Source organism: Nocardia sp. NPDC005746 (assembly GCF_040630785.1).
In the GTDB taxonomy this organism is placed as follows: domain Bacteria; phylum Actinomycetota; class Actinomycetes; order Mycobacteriales; family Mycobacteriaceae; genus Nocardia.
Genome location: NZ_JBEXYE010000007.1, coordinates 26,974 through 41,234, shown reverse-complemented (window position 1 = coordinate 41,234; position 14,261 = coordinate 26,974). Strand labels below are relative to the sequence as shown.

Below are 14,261 nucleotides of genomic sequence, written 5' to 3'. Positions count from 1 at the left end.
CGTTGTGATCGCCACAGTTTCTGATTCGGGTGGGCCGGGTGTTGCGGATGGTCCGGGTGGTGCTGTTGCGGCTAGCCTGGGACGCATGGCAGGTAAGGCCCGCACCGGAACGTCACGTACGCGAGCGGGGGCCACGCGGGGGCAGACTCCCGCGCAGTCCCGCGCGCGCACCCAACGCACCCCGGCCAAGGGCCGCGGCACGGCGGCACGCAAGGCTCCGGCCCGGCGTCCCGCACCCCGGCGCGCGCAGTCCAATACGGCCCCGCTGGCGGTGGTCCGGCGTGGTGTGACCAGCGGCTGGACCATGATGGCGCGGGGCCTGGGCGCGACGACGCGGGCGGTCAGCCGGGCGGGGGAGATCGAGCACGGCCACCGGCGTGACGGGATCGCGCTGGGCCTGGTGGCTTTCGCCTTCCTGATCGTGGCGGCGGTGTGGCTGTCGGCGGGCGGCCCGGTCGGGCACTGGGTCGATACCGCGGTGCGGGCGGTGTCCGGATCGGCTTCGGCGGCATTGCCGTTCGTGCTGGTGGCGATCGCGGTGATTCTGATGCGCACCGAGCCGCAGCCGGAGATCCGGCCGCGGCTGGTGCTGGGCGGGCTGATGGCGGGTCTGCCGATCCTGGGTTTGTGGCATCTGGCCGCGGGTTCCCCGTCGGACGCGCACGGTCGCGCGCATGCCGCCGGTTTCGTCGGTTATGTGGTCGGCGGTCCGCTCTCGGAGGGTCTGTCCGCGTTCCTGGCGGTGCCGCTGCTCATGCTGGCCATCGGTTTCGGCCTGCTGCTGTTGACCGGCACCCAGGTCCGGGATGTGCCCGAACGCCTGCGGGAGATCTTCGGCACCGGCGCCGGCGGCGACGAATACGACCGCTACTCCGATGACCCCTACGATCCGTCCAACTACGACGCGGACGGTTTCCCGCTGCACGCTCCCGAGGTGCGCAAGCGTCGCGGCCGCACCCCGTCGGAGAACTATCCGGCCGACGAGTTCGGCGGGTCGGACGCCATCACCGAGATCATCGGCGAGCCCCCGTTGCAGGACGCGAAGGAGATCGTCCAGCCGGAGGAGAAGCCGCGGCCCGCCCCGGCGAAGGCCAAGCCCCCCAAGCCCGTTCCCGCGGTGGTCGATCAGACTCCGCCGCCGCCGGAGCAACTGGAGTTCGTGACCGACCGCGAGGTGGACGGCGATTACACACTGCCGTCGCTGTCCCTGCTGACCGACGGCGATCCGCCGAAGAAGCGCAGCGCGGCAAACGAATCCATGATCGAGGCCATCACCGAGGTGCTGGTCCAGTTCAAGATCGACGCGGCGGTCACCGGTTTCGTGCGCGGCCCGACGGTCACCCGTTACGAGGTGGAGCTGGGCCCGGGCGTGAAGGTCGAGAAGATCACCGCGCTGGCCCGCAACCTGGCCTATGCGGTGGCCACCGAGAACGTGCGTCTGCTGGCTCCGATCCCGGGCAAGTCGGCTGTCGGTATCGAGGTCCCCAACGCCGACCGCGAATTGGTCCGCCTGGCTGACGTATTGAAGGCTTCCAGCACCCGCAACGACCACCATCCGCTGGTGATCGGCCTGGGCAAGAACATCGAAGGCGAGTTCGTCACCGCGAATCTGGCCAAGATGCCGCACTTGCTGGTGGCCGGTTCCACCGGTTCCGGTAAGTCCAGTTTCGTCAACTCGATGCTGGTCTCGCTGCTGTGCCGCGCCACCCCCGAGGAGGTGCGCATGATCCTCATCGACCCGAAGATGGTGGAACTGACGCCCTACGAGGGCATTCCGCACCTGATCACCCCCATCATCACCCAGCCGAAGAAGGCTGCCGCCGCGCTGGCCTGGCTGGTGGAGGAGATGGAGCAGCGCTATCAGGACATGCAGGCCAGCAAGGTCCGCCACGTCGACGACTTCAACCGCAAGGTGAAGTCGGGTCAGATCACCACTCCGCTGGGCAGCGAAAGGGTGTATCGCCCTTACCCGTACATCCTGGCCATCGTCGACGAGCTCGCCGACCTCATGATGACCGCCCCCCGTGACGTCGAGGACGCCATCGTCCGCATCACCCAGAAGGCCCGCGCCGCGGGCATTCACCTGGTGCTGGCCACCCAGCGCCCGTCGGTGGACGTGGTGACGGGTCTGATCAAGACGAACGTCCCCTCCCGCCTGGCCTTCGCCACGTCCTCGCTGACCGACTCGCGAGTCATCCTCGATCAGCCCGGCGCGGAGAAGCTGATCGGTATGGGTGACGGCCTGTTCCTCCCCATGGGCGCGAGCAAACCGACCCGTCTCCAGGGCGCTTTCATCTCCGACGAGGAGATCGCCGGCGTCGTCGACTTCGCCAAGACCCAGGCCGAGCCCGACTACCAGGAGGGTGTCACCGCCGCCAAGGCCGGCGAGAAGAAGGACGTCGACCCCGATATCGGCGACGACCTCGACCTCCTGCTGCAAGCCATCGAACTGGTGGTCACCTCCCAGTTCGGCTCCACCTCCATGCTCCAACGCAAACTCCGTGTCGGCTTCGCCAAGGCGGGCCGCCTCATGGACCTGATGGAAACCAGGGGAGTGGTCGGCCCGTCGGAAGGCTCCAAGGCCCGCGACGTTCTCATCAAGCCCGACGAACTCGACGGCCTGCTCTGGTCCATCCGAGGCGGCGGCGCCGAACCCGGCGCGGATGGCGCTGAGCCCGAGTAGGTTTGAGCGGTCCGCTCCGTATTGAAGCTCCTCCGTGGTGCCCCTAATCTGAATCTTGTGGCACGCGGGGGAGTTTCATGGGTCCGGAGCTGGAAGCGGCTGTGGCGCAGACCGGAACCGCGCTGGATCGCCGGATTGGGCGTCGGTGTCGCGACCGTCCTGCTGCTGGCGGTGCTGGCCCGCGGAATGCCGGACTACTGGCGCAATTTCGAGTTGAACACCGCGGCCGACTTGATCGGCGCCGTGTTCACCATCTTCCTGCTGACCCCGATCATCCAGCGGGTCGGCGAATCCCGGGTGCGTGAGCATCGCGAACTCGACTACCGGCGCTTCCTGGACCGCGCCCACCGCAGTATGAACGCGATCCGGATCGTCGACACCTTCTCGAACATGCTGGTCGAGCCGCATTCGGACCGGTTCGGGCAGATCACCCGGGATGCGTTGGCCCGCGGCGTGTCCGTGCGGGTGCTGCTGATCAACCCGTCGACCCTCGCGGCCGAGCAACGCGACCGGGAACTCGGTGCGGCCGAGGACCTGCAGCGGCAGCTGGCGCTCAATCTGATTTCCCTGCGCGCCCTGCAACGGGATATCGGCGAGCTGGAGCGCGCGCACCCGGGCCACGGTCCCGGGGCGGACTTCCAGGTCCGGCTCTACTCGTCGGGTCCCGACGTGACCATGTATCGCGCCGACGACAGGTGCCTCGTCTCGTTCTATACGATCGACGGCCTCTCCGGTGATTCGCGCCAGCTCGAGGTGTCGGTGCATTCCCCGCTCGGCAAGTTCGTCAACGACCGATTCCACGCCGTGTGGGGCCGGTCGGTTCCGCTGGAACACCTGATCGACGTGACACTGTCCGACGGAACCGGTGACCGGCGCAGGTCCTTGGTGAAATCGATTGTGGTGGACGATATTCGCTATCTGCAGGGTGCTCGCACGGATCGCTTCCTGGGCCGGGTCGGGACCGATCCGATTCGGGCGCGGCTCGACGACGGCAGCGACTACGAACTGTTCCTGGTCGTCGACACCGGGCTGATCGATCGGCTCACCGCGGTGGCGGGACGGATCTTCCGCGACTCGTCCGATGGCGACTTCCTGTGTCTGCGCCCGGTGGCATCGCCCGGGCAACCTCCCGGGGCCGAGGCCGCCGCGGATCACTAGGATCGGTGCTCGGTCGCTCGACATCCGTCGGGCCGTGCTGGAGGCATCGGATGTCGCTGGGCACCAGGGGGTATGGGTTTCGCGCGATCGGCGCTCGGGAGTTGCCGAGTATCGCCGCCCGCGCCGGGCTCGATGCCGCGCAGGCGCGGGAACTGGCGGCGGTGGCCGCGGTGCTGCCGTTCCGGACGAATCGTTATGTCCTGGACGAACTCATCGACTGGACGCGTGCGCCCGACGACCCGATCTTCCGGCTGACCATGCCGCATCCGCGGATGCTCGCCGACGACGACCGGGCCGAGATCTCGACCCTGCTCGCACACGACGCCTCCGCCGCCGACATCCGCCACACCGCCACCCGCATCCGCAAGGCGATGAACCCGCATCCGGAGGGCCAGCGCACCCTCAATCGCCCCGCGGCCGAGGGGGAGTCGTTCGACGGGTTACAGCACAAATACCGCAACACGGTGCTGTACTTCCCGCGCAACGGTCAAACCTGTCACGCCTACTGCGCGTACTGCTTCCGTTGGGCGCAGTTCGTCGGCGAGCCGGAGCTGCGCATGGCCGCCGCGGGTCCCGATGTGCTGATCCGCTACCTCGACCGCCATCCCGAGGTCAGCGATGTCCTGGTCACCGGCGGTGATCCGATGATCATGAGCGCGGACGTCCTGGCCCGGCACCTGGAGCCGCTGCTGGACCCGCGTCTGGAACAAATCACGTCGATCCGGATCGGTACCAAGGCACTCGCTTTCTGGCCGCACCGCTTCGTCAGCGATCCCGACGCCGGTCAACTGCTGAAGTTGCTGACCCGGATCACCGAGTCCGGACGCCACCTGGCGATCATGGCCCACGTATCGCACTCCCGGGAACTGGAGACCGACGTGGTGCGCCACGCGATCCGGCGATTACAGGCCACCGGCGCGATGATCCGCTGCCAATCCCCGATCGTGCGCACCGTCAACGACAGCGCTGATGCCTGGATCGCCCTGTGGCGCAACGAGGTCCGACTCGGCATGGTCCCGTACTACATGTTCGTGGAACGCGACACCGGCCCGCGCGACCACTTCGCGGTGCCCCTGGCCGCCGCGACCGCGATCTTCGCCGACGCCTACCGCGCGGTCCCCGGCCTGGCCCGCACCGTCCGCGGCCCGGTCATGTCGGCGACCCCCGGCAAGGTCGTCATCGACGGCGTCACCACGATCGCCGACCGCCGAGTCTTCGCGCTGAGGTTGCTCCAAGCCCGCGACGAGTCGCTGGTAGGCGCCCCCTTCTTCGCGAACCACAGCGACACGGCTCGCTGGCTCGACGACCTCACCCCGGCATTCGCGCCCAGGTTCCCCTACGATCAGCCTTGAATCACGTTGGGTTGGAGGCCATCTCGCCGGTCTGGGCGATCAAGCGTGGGGCGGGTCGAACCTCCCTGCCGCCACCGCCCCGATAAACGCATCCCACTGCCCAGCGGTGAAAACATGTGCCGGCCCGCCGGGATTCTTGGAATCGCGCACCCCGATCCGGCCCCCAGCCAGGAACGCGGCTTCGACGCACTCCTTGCCGCCGCCGCTCTTGCTGCTCTTGAACCAGAGTGCCTCGCGTAGTTCGTCGTTCACTGAAACTCCTTTGCTGCCTCGCGCACCAGTCGCCTGCTGCTCGTTTCGTCCAGCGCTACTCGCTGGAGAGTCTTGAACGCGGATGCGTAGCTGTCGACGATGTCGGACTTCTCCGTGTACATGTCGGTCGAGAACCCCTCTCCGTACACCGTCGGCGGCTCGGCCGGATCGCCCCGGTTGTCGAGCCTCGCCTCGAGGATCACGAACGGACCGGTCTGGCGCCCAGTTGGCATTCCGGCCGAGAACGGGAGGACTCGCAGCGAAACATTCGGCCGCGTGCTGGCCGTGGCGAGGTGCTCGAGCTGGTTGGCCATAACTTTCGGCCCTCCGATGACTCGGCGCAACACAGTTTCGCCGAGGATGACGTTGAACTGAATCGGGTTGACCTCGCGGGTGATCGCGCGCTGCCGTCGGGCCTTCAGTTCGAGTCTGCCCGCGAGCTTGCCTTCGTCGTCCTCCGGGTAGGCGTCACTGGTCAGGACCCGTGCGTAGGGGCGGGTCTGGAGCAGGCCCGGTACCAGGTCCGGCTGGAACGACGTCAGGATCCGGGCGTTGTACTCCATGTCGACGTACAGCCGAAAGTCTTCGGGGATAACCGAACCGAACTCGTGGTACCAGCTCTTGACCGCCGCCTGCTGCGCCATGGCCCGTAGCGTGACCGCCCACTGGTCATCGACTTCGTACAGACTGATCAGCTTGTCCAGATCATGTATCCGGATCTTGGCCGTCTCCCCGACTTCGATCCGCTGCAGCGTGCTGGTGCCCCACTCCATCACCTTCGCCGCCTGACTCAGCGTCAGCTTCGCCGCCTCCCGCGCTTCGCGCAGGTACCGCCCCAGCTGGCGGCGCGTGAGGGTACTCGTGTTCTCGGCCATGGGTTTCCCGTTCTGATGCCGTCGCAGTTCCCAGAGTTCACGGGCCTCGTTTTCAGGATCGGGAAAATCGTCCCACCGACTCCGGGAACGGCGCTGGGGAAACAGGAAACTCGATCTGGTTTTCCAGTTTTCAGTTTTCAAGGCGCAGGAACGCGCGTGAACTGGGTGGACCACGACGATCAGCCGAGAGGACGTCAGATGGCCACCCGCCTGCGCACCACCGATGCTTGGGTCCGAGACGACTGCGAAGACTCCCGCATCTGGCCGATCACCCGCCAACGCGCCGAAGGGATTCTGGCAATCCACGCCACCTGCGACCCTCCGTGTCCGCGCGTGGAAAGCGCCCGCAGTCATCTCGAAGGAGGTCAGGCCCCATGCCCGCACACGTGACAGGCGAGACTCCACTCGACCGTCAGCTGTGGCTGTACCGCGAACTCTACGGTCTTCCCTGCCGCATATCCGGCTCCCGAATCACCCTGTCCACCAGCGACGTCACCGCGATCAGCACCCCGTCCGCCCTTGCCGCCGCGATCGACGACGAGTTGTTCTGGACCAAGCAGACCACCCCCATCCTCGACGAACACCCCGGCACCGGCACCTTGATCCTCCTGGCCGCCCCCACCCACCTCGACATCACCCTCCCCGCCAACGATTTCCGCACCCGCGCCCACTGCGAATTCCTCCCGCCGGCCAGGGATCTCACCCTCCCCGCCCCACGCTGTCCCCGCAGAGCCGAGCCCCTCTGGTTCAGATACCCCCAGTGGGAAACCCTCCAGCCCCTCGCCACGGTCCTCCGCGCCCTCCGAATCGCCCTCCGCGAATCTCCCCGCACCTACCCGTCCTAGCCCGGGAGTCTCCGATGTTCGCCGAAATCGCCACCACGGCGATAACTGTCATCGCCCTCGCCCTCTACCTCTCCCGCCCCGTCCGCCGTCTCCTCCACCCGCTCCCACCGAACCCCCACTCGGTCGCCGCGATCCGGGCCCGCCTCGACGGTGAGAAGCGCGTAGCCGCAGCTTCGAGACGCGAGGCGGCCCGACTCTCCGCCGAATTCGCTTGATCCCGGTTCGTCACAGCCCTCGGAATTCGAGCGGGATGGTTCAGGAGCGCACTAGCTTACGTTTGCGCGCGCAGTGGCTTCGTCCGCGGCGCAACGTACGGAGGGGGCGAGTTCAGTTGGTGTCGTTTGTCATTCGGATCGGCCATATTCTTTTGGATCAAGAAGGGGACCGAGGCGAGGCAAAGCACTGGTTCCGGCAGGCGCGGGTGAAGTCTTCCTGAGGATTTGGCCACCCTCTAGATGTGTTGGTCTTGCTCACGGGTCGTGGCCAAAGCTATGGCACGGTCGAATGTTTCGCTGAGTACCGCGCGCCGTTGTGTCTTGAAATCATCGTCGGGCCCGAGTTCGTCGATAGTCTCGTCCCACACCCGCAGATACCGCTCACGCCACTCGCCGAGCACCGCCACCGAGGGGAAGCTCGCACCGACTCGCGCGGGCTCGACAATCCCGGTGAGGATCTCCAGCCAGGCGGGAACCATGTCCCCGCCCCACTCGTCGGGCTCCAAAGCCGTGTCGTCAGAGGGATCCTGGAATTGTTCGGCGATATTGCCGATGATGTGGTCGGTCAGCTCCCCGAGCCCGTCCGCAGCGGTATCGCTGTCGAAATTCCCCGGACCCCAGACACCCATGACAACCTCTCCGCCCGAACATTTTGGCGAGCCCAGCCTATCAACATCCCCATGTCCCAAAGCACGTCGATTCTGGAGTGTTCCAGCGCGCAGGCAGCGGGCGGAACCGTCCGCTTCGGCCGATGACAGCGTCGCGCTCAGTCGGCGTCGGTCACGTAGAGGAGTGCATTCGGTGTTTTGGACACACGCGCACGCGAGTTGAAGGCCGACAACCGAGAGTGCGAGGTGGGGCTCCTAGATGTGCCATCTCATGATGGTGGGTGCCAGCGGGTGGGCTCGTCACAGCAGTCTGAACCGGCGTCAATGACAACGCCGCAGGCCCGACTTCGCTTCGGCCGGGCTATCAGTTCGCCGGTAGATTGCTCCGGCGCATGGCGGTATCGTGAATGGAGCCTCCGCCATTGGATTGGAGAGCACCGTGAGCGACAATCCGGCCCGCGAGAAATTCTCCGAGCTCAAGAAGCGCGCCGGACAGCGTCTGGTGACCGGACCACGGCGTTTCCTCATCCCCGACGCCGACCTCGACGAGTTCTGGGCCTCGCTGGAGCCCGCGACCATCGGCTTCATGATCGGTGAATGGGAGGGTGGCGAGTTCGACACCGGCCATCGCGAAAACGGCACGCTGGCCCTGATCAACTGGTTCGGCAAGACCTTCCATTCGGCCACCGACGTGCAGCCTCTGATCTGCGTGGACGCCGACGGCAACAGGTATTCGAACACCGAGAACGGCGAAGGCAGCCTCTGGATGGAGGAGTTCCGTGGCGAGGTCACCGCGACGATGGTGTTCGACGGGCAGCCCGTTCACGACCATTTCAAGAAGATCGACGACGACGCCGTGATGGGCATCATGGACGGCAAGAACGCCCTCGACAACGGCCGGTACGCATACTTCTACCTCGAGCGGATCTAGGTGTGCCCTCTCCTGAGGTTGGTGCCGCCGGTCTGGCCGGCACCCTACAGCCGCACTGGGCTTGCCCTGACTGGGCTCGCCGCCGAGCACCGTCGCCCAGGCCCTGGAGGGCCAGGACGGGACCCTCGCCTACGACCCGCGTTACAGCGCTTTGTTCGACGCGGGTGGCCACCTTGGGTGCTCGGAGTCAGGGTTGACCTGCTGTCTGTCGGGAGAGGGACAGGCGGCGGCTTTCCTGATCGATTTGGGTGACGACGACCGTGACCTCGTCCCCGATCTGGACGATATCCTCTGGAGCCGCCGCTGGCGTCAATGTGAGGTCTCGAAGATGAACCAGCCCTTCGATCCCTTCAGAGACTTGGACGAAAACGCCGAATGGCGCCAGCTTGGTGACGTGTCCGTGTAGTTCTTGGCCCACGACGGTGCACGCGGCGAAGGCGTGGAAGGGATCGGGCTGTGTTGCGCGCAGGGAAAGTCTGGCTTCCGCGTTCCAGTCGTCGAATTGGAGGAACTTACCTGAAATGCGCTGCCCTACCTGAACAATATCGGAGGCCGCTTCGAAGCGTTGCCAGGACAGCTCTGGAATCGAGATGAATCCGACGCCTGGGTAGAGAGGATGCTCGGGGCCATCGTCCAAGGCAACGAAGACGCCGAAGCGCTCAATCGCCGTGACAGTGCCGGAGAGGATTTCGCCGCCCTGCAATGATTCCAGGAATGCCCAGAGTTCCGGGCTCTCGGCTCGCCAGTCCATGCTGGCCAGCCTGCCATGGCGCGCTCCGAACCCTCAACTGCCTCGCGGTTCGCCCCCGCAGTCGAACAGCACGGAACATACCCTTCTGCCGCTGCGCGCGGACCGGACCGGCCAGACCAGGGGGTTCCGACGGTCGATGGTCCGATCCGATCCAGGACCGGCGGAACGTCTGCTACTGCCGAATTGCGTATGTGCCCAATAGGACTCGTGTGGGTGGGTCCGGGCTCGACCGTACGATCTGTGGGTGTGACTGGATCTGTCCGATCGCGGCTGCCCGAGCCCACCCGATCACCAGCAGAGTCGCACCATGTTCGGTTTCGCGAGCGTCAGGACCGTGCGGCCACCACCTCGGTCGCCACCTCCAGGAAGTTCAGGTCGGTGACGGCCGGGACCAGGATGAACTCGTCGCATCCTGCCTGCTCCGCGCCGTCGAGAATGTCGGCGAGCACCTCGGGACTCGATGCCCGCGCCGAGCTGGCGACCCTCTCGGCCAGCTTGGGTCCGAGGAAGCCGAGGTAGCGAGCGGTGAAGGAGCGCAACGCTTCTGGTGCGTCGGTGACGCCCAGGGCGGTGAAGCAGCCACTCACCTTGCGCGGGGTCGTCGCACGACCGGCCTCGGCCCAGCAACGGTCGGCGAGCTCGCCCACCGCGGCGATTTCGTCGGCATTGCCCGGGATGCTGAAGCCGGAGATGCCATCGGCCCACCGCGCCGCCCGGCGCATCGCCTTCGGACCCATCGCGCCGGCGAGGATGATCGGTCCACCCGGCTGCACGCACGCCGGCCCGACCGGGTCCGCGCCCTCGAACGGTGGCTTGCCGTCGAGCAGTGCTTTCAGTTCGGCGACCTTGTCATCGAGCTGCTGGTGCCGCCGCGTGAAATCAGCGCCGAGAGCGCGGTAGTCGTGCTCGCGGCCGCCGACGCCGACGGCTACCTCGAGACGGCCGTTCGCGAGTTGGTCGAGCGTGCCGATCTGCTGGGCGACCATCGCCACCGGGTGCTGTGGCAGCACCCAGAGATTCGCCAAGACCTGCACCCGCTCTGTCACCGCCGCGCAGGCGCCCAGCGTCGCGACCATCTCCGGATTCGAAAACGTCACCCGCTCGCCCACCGAGACGCTCGAGAACGGGCCCGCGTCGATTCGCCGGGCCCAGTCGAGCGTCGTACCCGGTCCATACCCGGGAGCCATCTGCGGAAGTGCGACACCGATCTTCATACGGTGACCCTCTCAGAGTCACTCGTCCTCCGTCACGCGATCTCAATTCAGACAAGGGCCGGCCACCAACCGGCTGAGCGCGCACCCGCCCGCCAACTGTGCGCGACCATGCCGAATGCGGAGTGGCACATGGTGGAGGTGAATCCGGACAAAACCCCTCCAGGGCGTGCCACTCGGCGACGAGATGCCCTGCCATGCCGCATGGAGCGCTGTCCGAACGGCCACCGCGGACAGCCAAGGCACAGTCGAGCCCCCGCGGCCGCCGCCTCGTTCAGAGTCCGGCGATGCCCTTGCCGAGCACGACGGCGCCCATCATCAGCAGCACGATCGCCATGACCAGGTGATTATTGTCCTGCAACCACATTCGCGTCCGGTCGAGTGCGCCGCGCAGGCGATCAGCGGCGACCGCGTACCCGAACACCACGGCCAGCACGCTGATCGAGGCCAGCAGGACGAACACCGCCAGCGTGACGACCTTCGCGGCGTTGCCGAGTGCGCTCGACCCGATCGCCAGGCCCGCGGAGACGCACAGCAGCAGGTTCTTCGGGTTGACCGCCGATAGCAGCAGTCCCAACCCCGCGGCCCGGGTCACGGTCAACTGGTCGATCGCGCGCATCCATGCCGGCGGTGTGTGGTCGGCGCGGTCGAGCCACTGCTTGACAGCTAACACCAGTAGCAGAACCCCGAGTCCGACCTTGACCCACGACGCGGCCGTGGACGGTTGCCGGTCTCCCGCGATATCGAGTACTCCGGCGGCCACCAGGACAATTGCCGTCACCGCGACAATCCCGGACACCCAGCCGGCGGCGAACCCTACTGCCGCACGGGAGGCGTTCTTCGACAGGATCATCAAGATGGCCGCCACGATGGGAATCGGCGAAATCGCCACACCGACCGCGAGCGGCAGCAGCTCTCCAATGACTGTGCCCACACCAGCACGTTAAGCGCCCGCCGGTGTCTATTCGGCCACCGACACGGAGCGAGATCGCCGCGCTGCGCACGCCCGGATACGGATTGGAATTGCCTCCGTGGCGTTGGCTCGTCGCGGCCGGCTTCCGGGCCGGACATTCGCTCACCATGGCATCTTGCAGGGCGGGTGTGCCCGTAGGCTAGGGCGGCATGACGCTCGACCAGGTCGTCGCCGAACTCTACGGACTCCCGCCCACCGAGTTCGTGGCCGCCCGCACCGAGCAGGTGCGGCAGGCCCGCGACGCCGGGGACAAGGCCCTGGCCGCCGCCATCGGCAAGCTCCGGCGGCCGACGGTCGCCGCGTGGGCGCTGAATCTGCTGTCTCGTGAGGCGAGCGATGATGTCCGCGCACTGCTGGAGGTGGGCGACGCCCTGCGCGATGCCCAGCGTCGACTGTCGGCCGAACAGCTGCGCGCCCTCACCACACAGCGGCAAAAAGCGGTCAACGCCGTCACCCGCAAGGCCTCCGAGCTGGCCGCGGGCCGGGGCCAGCGCCTGACCGAACCCGTCCTGCGCGATATCGGCGCGAGTCTGCTGGCGGCCCTGGCGGATCAGTCGGTCGCCGACGGGCTCCGCGCCGGAACCCTCACCGCCGCAGCCACTTACGAGGGATTCGGCCCCGCGGCGCTGACCGCGGTTCCCAGCGATGGGCGCCGCAGCGTCGGCACGAGCTCGACGACAGCCGGTCCCACCGCGGCTCGCCCTGAGAAACCGACCCCGCGGACTCATCGGCGTGCTGATCCCACGGCCGCCGACGAGCCCGCCCCCGATCCGCAGGCCGAGGTGCGGCGCGAACTCGAGGAGATGCTCGCCGAAGTCGAATCCGCCCGCGCCGCTGTGACTTCCGCCCGATCCGGCCACGACACCGCAGCCGCCGATCTCGCTGATCTCGACGACCGCATCGAAGCCCTGCGTGCCGAGCTGACCGAAGCCGAACACCGCCACCGATTCACGGCCGCCACCGAGCGTTCGGCTCGCGAGGCCCTGCAGCGTGCGCAGAAACACCTGGACGGCGTCGAACGCCGCGTCGAACGTGCCCGGAAGCAATTGACTCCCGACGCCTGAGCAGACCCACGCCGTATCGGGCGCGGCAGCGGTCAACGCACGCGTTCCGTTGAGCCTGAACCACAGTGACCGCCGCCCGGCCGGCCTGCTCGCCGAGCAGGGGTAGGGCCAGAACACGTGCACCACATCAATAGCGGTGGCGACCCCGCGCGCACTGCTCGTGCCCAAGCGCAGCTGAGCCCCGCCCGAAACACCGAGCGGGCTCAATGAGTCTGTGCGCGTGGCGGTTTTGCCCGCAGGCACATTGTTCTTCCAACGGTGATGCTCCTCCGCTCGGGAATTCGACCCCATCGACATCCATATCTGTACGTCAAACACCCTGCTCAGCGTTCGGCCGAACAACTCTCACCGCGCCGCCTGCCGATCCAGCTGCCTGGCCAACGCACCGTAATGAAGTTGAGGACCCTGCCTTCAATGCGCATGTCTGCTTGGCTGATCCTGTGGCGGAGCTGTTCGGTATCGGAAGAGGTACGCGGCCGCGGGGTGGGTGTATGCGATGCCGCGGCCGATGGCATGGAGTTGGTCGCGGGTCGGATGGGGTGGGCGGCGTGGTTGCAGGTACCGGTCCAGGTCGGTGGTGGTGAGGGTGTAGCGCGAGTTGCGGTGCTGGATGGCGGCGGCCAGTTGGTAGTCGGGGTCGAGGTGGGCGAGTCCGGCGTCCGCGTGGCTGTTGTTGGCCAGTAGCCATCCGTGTGGCCGCAGGAGTTCTTTGACGTGCTCGGAGATGGGTCCTGCATAGAGTGAGATGGCTAGATCCCATGCGGCTGTGGGTAGTTCGCGCAGAGTTTGGGTGTAGTCGCCGGGGTGGAAGTTGATGCGGGGTTCTCCGCTGTAGCGTTTGCGGGCGCGGGCCGCTTCGATGGCGTGTGTCCGGGTGAAGGCTCGTTGTGCACGGTGGTCGGAGTCCAGATAGGTGACGTCGTCCCAGACATAGGACGGGGCCAGATCGAGGTAGCTGCCGGGATAGATCACGCGGCGGGCGCCGGTGTACTCGGCAACTGCGGTGTAGAGCGGAGTGCGGTCGCCGATGTGTGCGATGTAGTCGGTGAAGGCGTGCGGGGTCATTCTGGCCTCTCAGGTCAGAGTTCGACGGTCGACTGACCATCGGTCATACCACTGACCAACGGTCATTCGGGCGGTTCTGTTCCCACCCGGAGACGCTGAGACCCATCCCACGCCCGACGCACACGCGGCCACGGCGGCGTTGCTCGATGTCGGTCGCCGCCCAGCGCGCGGCGATACTCACGACATGACCAGCCCCGACCTGGTCGTGTTCGCTTCCGATCAGGCGATGCGGCACGCTGGAACCCGCGTCGCTGACCAACCGTCGGTCAGCCGTCCCA

The 14,261-nt window shown here is 66.8% G+C and carries 13 protein-coding genes; 6 read left to right on the top strand and 7 right to left on the bottom strand.

Features of this window, described 5'->3' with window-relative positions; translation table 11 throughout:
- The first annotated feature begins 85 nt into the window (after window positions 1–85).
- Genes ABZ412_RS15210 through ABZ412_RS15200 form a run of 3 tightly spaced genes read left to right on the top strand, consistent with a single transcriptional unit; the run spans window position 86 to window position 5,193 of the window.
- On the top strand, window positions 86–2,683 hold the full coding sequence (locus ABZ412_RS15210) for a DNA translocase FtsK (protein ID WP_357280987.1): 2,598 nt from the start codon (window positions 86–88) through the stop codon (window positions 2,681–2,683).
- A 57-nt stretch (window positions 2,684–2,740) separates the two neighbouring features.
- A complete protein-coding gene (locus tag ABZ412_RS15205) occupies window positions 2,741–3,841 on the top strand; it encodes a DUF5919 domain-containing protein (protein WP_357280984.1) in 1,101 nt (366 codons plus the stop codon).
- Window positions 3,842–3,891: 50 nt separating this feature from the next.
- Window positions 3,892–5,193 (top strand): lysine 2,3-aminomutase, encoded by a 1,302-nt coding sequence (locus tag ABZ412_RS15200; RefSeq protein ID WP_357280982.1) that lies wholly within the window; start codon window positions 3,892–3,894, stop codon window positions 5,191–5,193.
- 39 nt (window positions 5,194–5,232) lie between these two features.
- Here the strand turns inward: ABZ412_RS15200 and ABZ412_RS15195 are convergent, their stop codons facing one another.
- Both ABZ412_RS15195 and ABZ412_RS15190 read right to left on the bottom strand, forming a co-directional pair.
- Window positions 5,233–5,445 carry a DUF397 domain-containing protein gene (locus ABZ412_RS15195; protein ID WP_357280979.1) on the bottom strand — a complete coding sequence of 71 codons (213 nt, stop codon included), beginning with the start codon at window positions 5,443–5,445 and terminating at the stop codon, window positions 5,233–5,235.
- The gene (locus ABZ412_RS15190) at window positions 5,442–6,626 is read right to left on the bottom strand and encodes a helix-turn-helix transcriptional regulator (RefSeq protein ID WP_357280977.1); all 1,185 of its coding nucleotides are present in this window, start codon (window positions 6,624–6,626) and stop codon (window positions 5,442–5,444) included. The genes ABZ412_RS15195 and ABZ412_RS15190 overlap by 4 nt, the downstream gene beginning before the upstream one ends.
- 68 nt (window positions 6,627–6,694) lie before the next feature.
- Here ABZ412_RS15190 and ABZ412_RS15185 point away from each other — a divergent pair, with 68 nt between their 5' ends.
- The gene (locus tag ABZ412_RS15185) at window positions 6,695–7,165 is read left to right on the top strand and encodes a hypothetical protein (protein ID WP_357280974.1); all 471 of its coding nucleotides are present in this window, start codon (window positions 6,695–6,697) and stop codon (window positions 7,163–7,165) included.
- Between the two features lie 451 nt (window positions 7,166–7,616).
- Here the strand turns inward: ABZ412_RS15185 and ABZ412_RS15180 are convergent, their stop codons facing one another.
- Window positions 7,617–8,009 carry a DUF4259 domain-containing protein gene (locus ABZ412_RS15180; protein WP_357280972.1) on the bottom strand — a complete coding sequence of 131 codons (393 nt, stop codon included), beginning with the start codon at window positions 8,007–8,009 and terminating at the stop codon, window positions 7,617–7,619.
- 418 nt (window positions 8,010–8,427) lie between these two features.
- Here ABZ412_RS15180 and ABZ412_RS15175 point away from each other — a divergent pair, with 418 nt between their 5' ends.
- Window positions 8,428–8,919 carry a DUF4334 domain-containing protein gene (locus ABZ412_RS15175; protein WP_357280969.1) on the top strand — a complete coding sequence of 164 codons (492 nt, stop codon included), beginning with the start codon at window positions 8,428–8,430 and terminating at the stop codon, window positions 8,917–8,919.
- A gap of 187 nt (window positions 8,920–9,106) precedes the next feature.
- Here the strand turns inward: ABZ412_RS15175 and ABZ412_RS15170 are convergent, their stop codons facing one another.
- The 3 genes from ABZ412_RS15170 to ABZ412_RS15160 all read right to left on the bottom strand — a co-directional run bounded on the left by ABZ412_RS15170 (window position 9,107) and on the right by ABZ412_RS15160 (window position 11,815).
- Window positions 9,107–9,670, bottom strand: coding sequence for a S1 RNA-binding domain-containing protein (locus ABZ412_RS15170; protein WP_357280966.1), 564 nt, complete (start codon window positions 9,668–9,670; stop codon window positions 9,107–9,109).
- Window positions 9,671–9,996: 326 nt separating this feature from the next.
- Window positions 9,997–10,884 carry an LLM class flavin-dependent oxidoreductase gene (locus ABZ412_RS15165; protein ID WP_357280964.1) on the bottom strand — a complete coding sequence of 296 codons (888 nt, stop codon included), beginning with the start codon at window positions 10,882–10,884 and terminating at the stop codon, window positions 9,997–9,999.
- A gap of 271 nt (window positions 10,885–11,155) precedes the next feature.
- The gene (locus tag ABZ412_RS15160; protein WP_357280962.1) at window positions 11,156–11,815 is read right to left on the bottom strand and encodes a GAP family protein; all 660 of its coding nucleotides are present in this window, start codon (window positions 11,813–11,815) and stop codon (window positions 11,156–11,158) included.
- A gap of 188 nt (window positions 11,816–12,003) precedes the next feature.
- On the opposite strand from ABZ412_RS15160, the gene ABZ412_RS15155 reads away from it, so the two are divergent.
- Complete coding sequence (locus ABZ412_RS15155; protein ID WP_357280960.1) at window positions 12,004–12,918, top strand: hypothetical protein; 915 nt, start codon at window positions 12,004–12,006, stop codon at window positions 12,916–12,918.
- A gap of 411 nt (window positions 12,919–13,329) precedes the next feature.
- Here ABZ412_RS15155 and ABZ412_RS15150 read toward each other — a convergent pair whose 3' ends face one another.
- Entirely contained in the window at window positions 13,330–13,983 is a 654-nt protein-coding gene (locus tag ABZ412_RS15150; protein ID WP_357280958.1) for a hypothetical protein, read from the bottom strand.
- Window positions 13,984–14,261 lie beyond the last annotated feature (278 nt).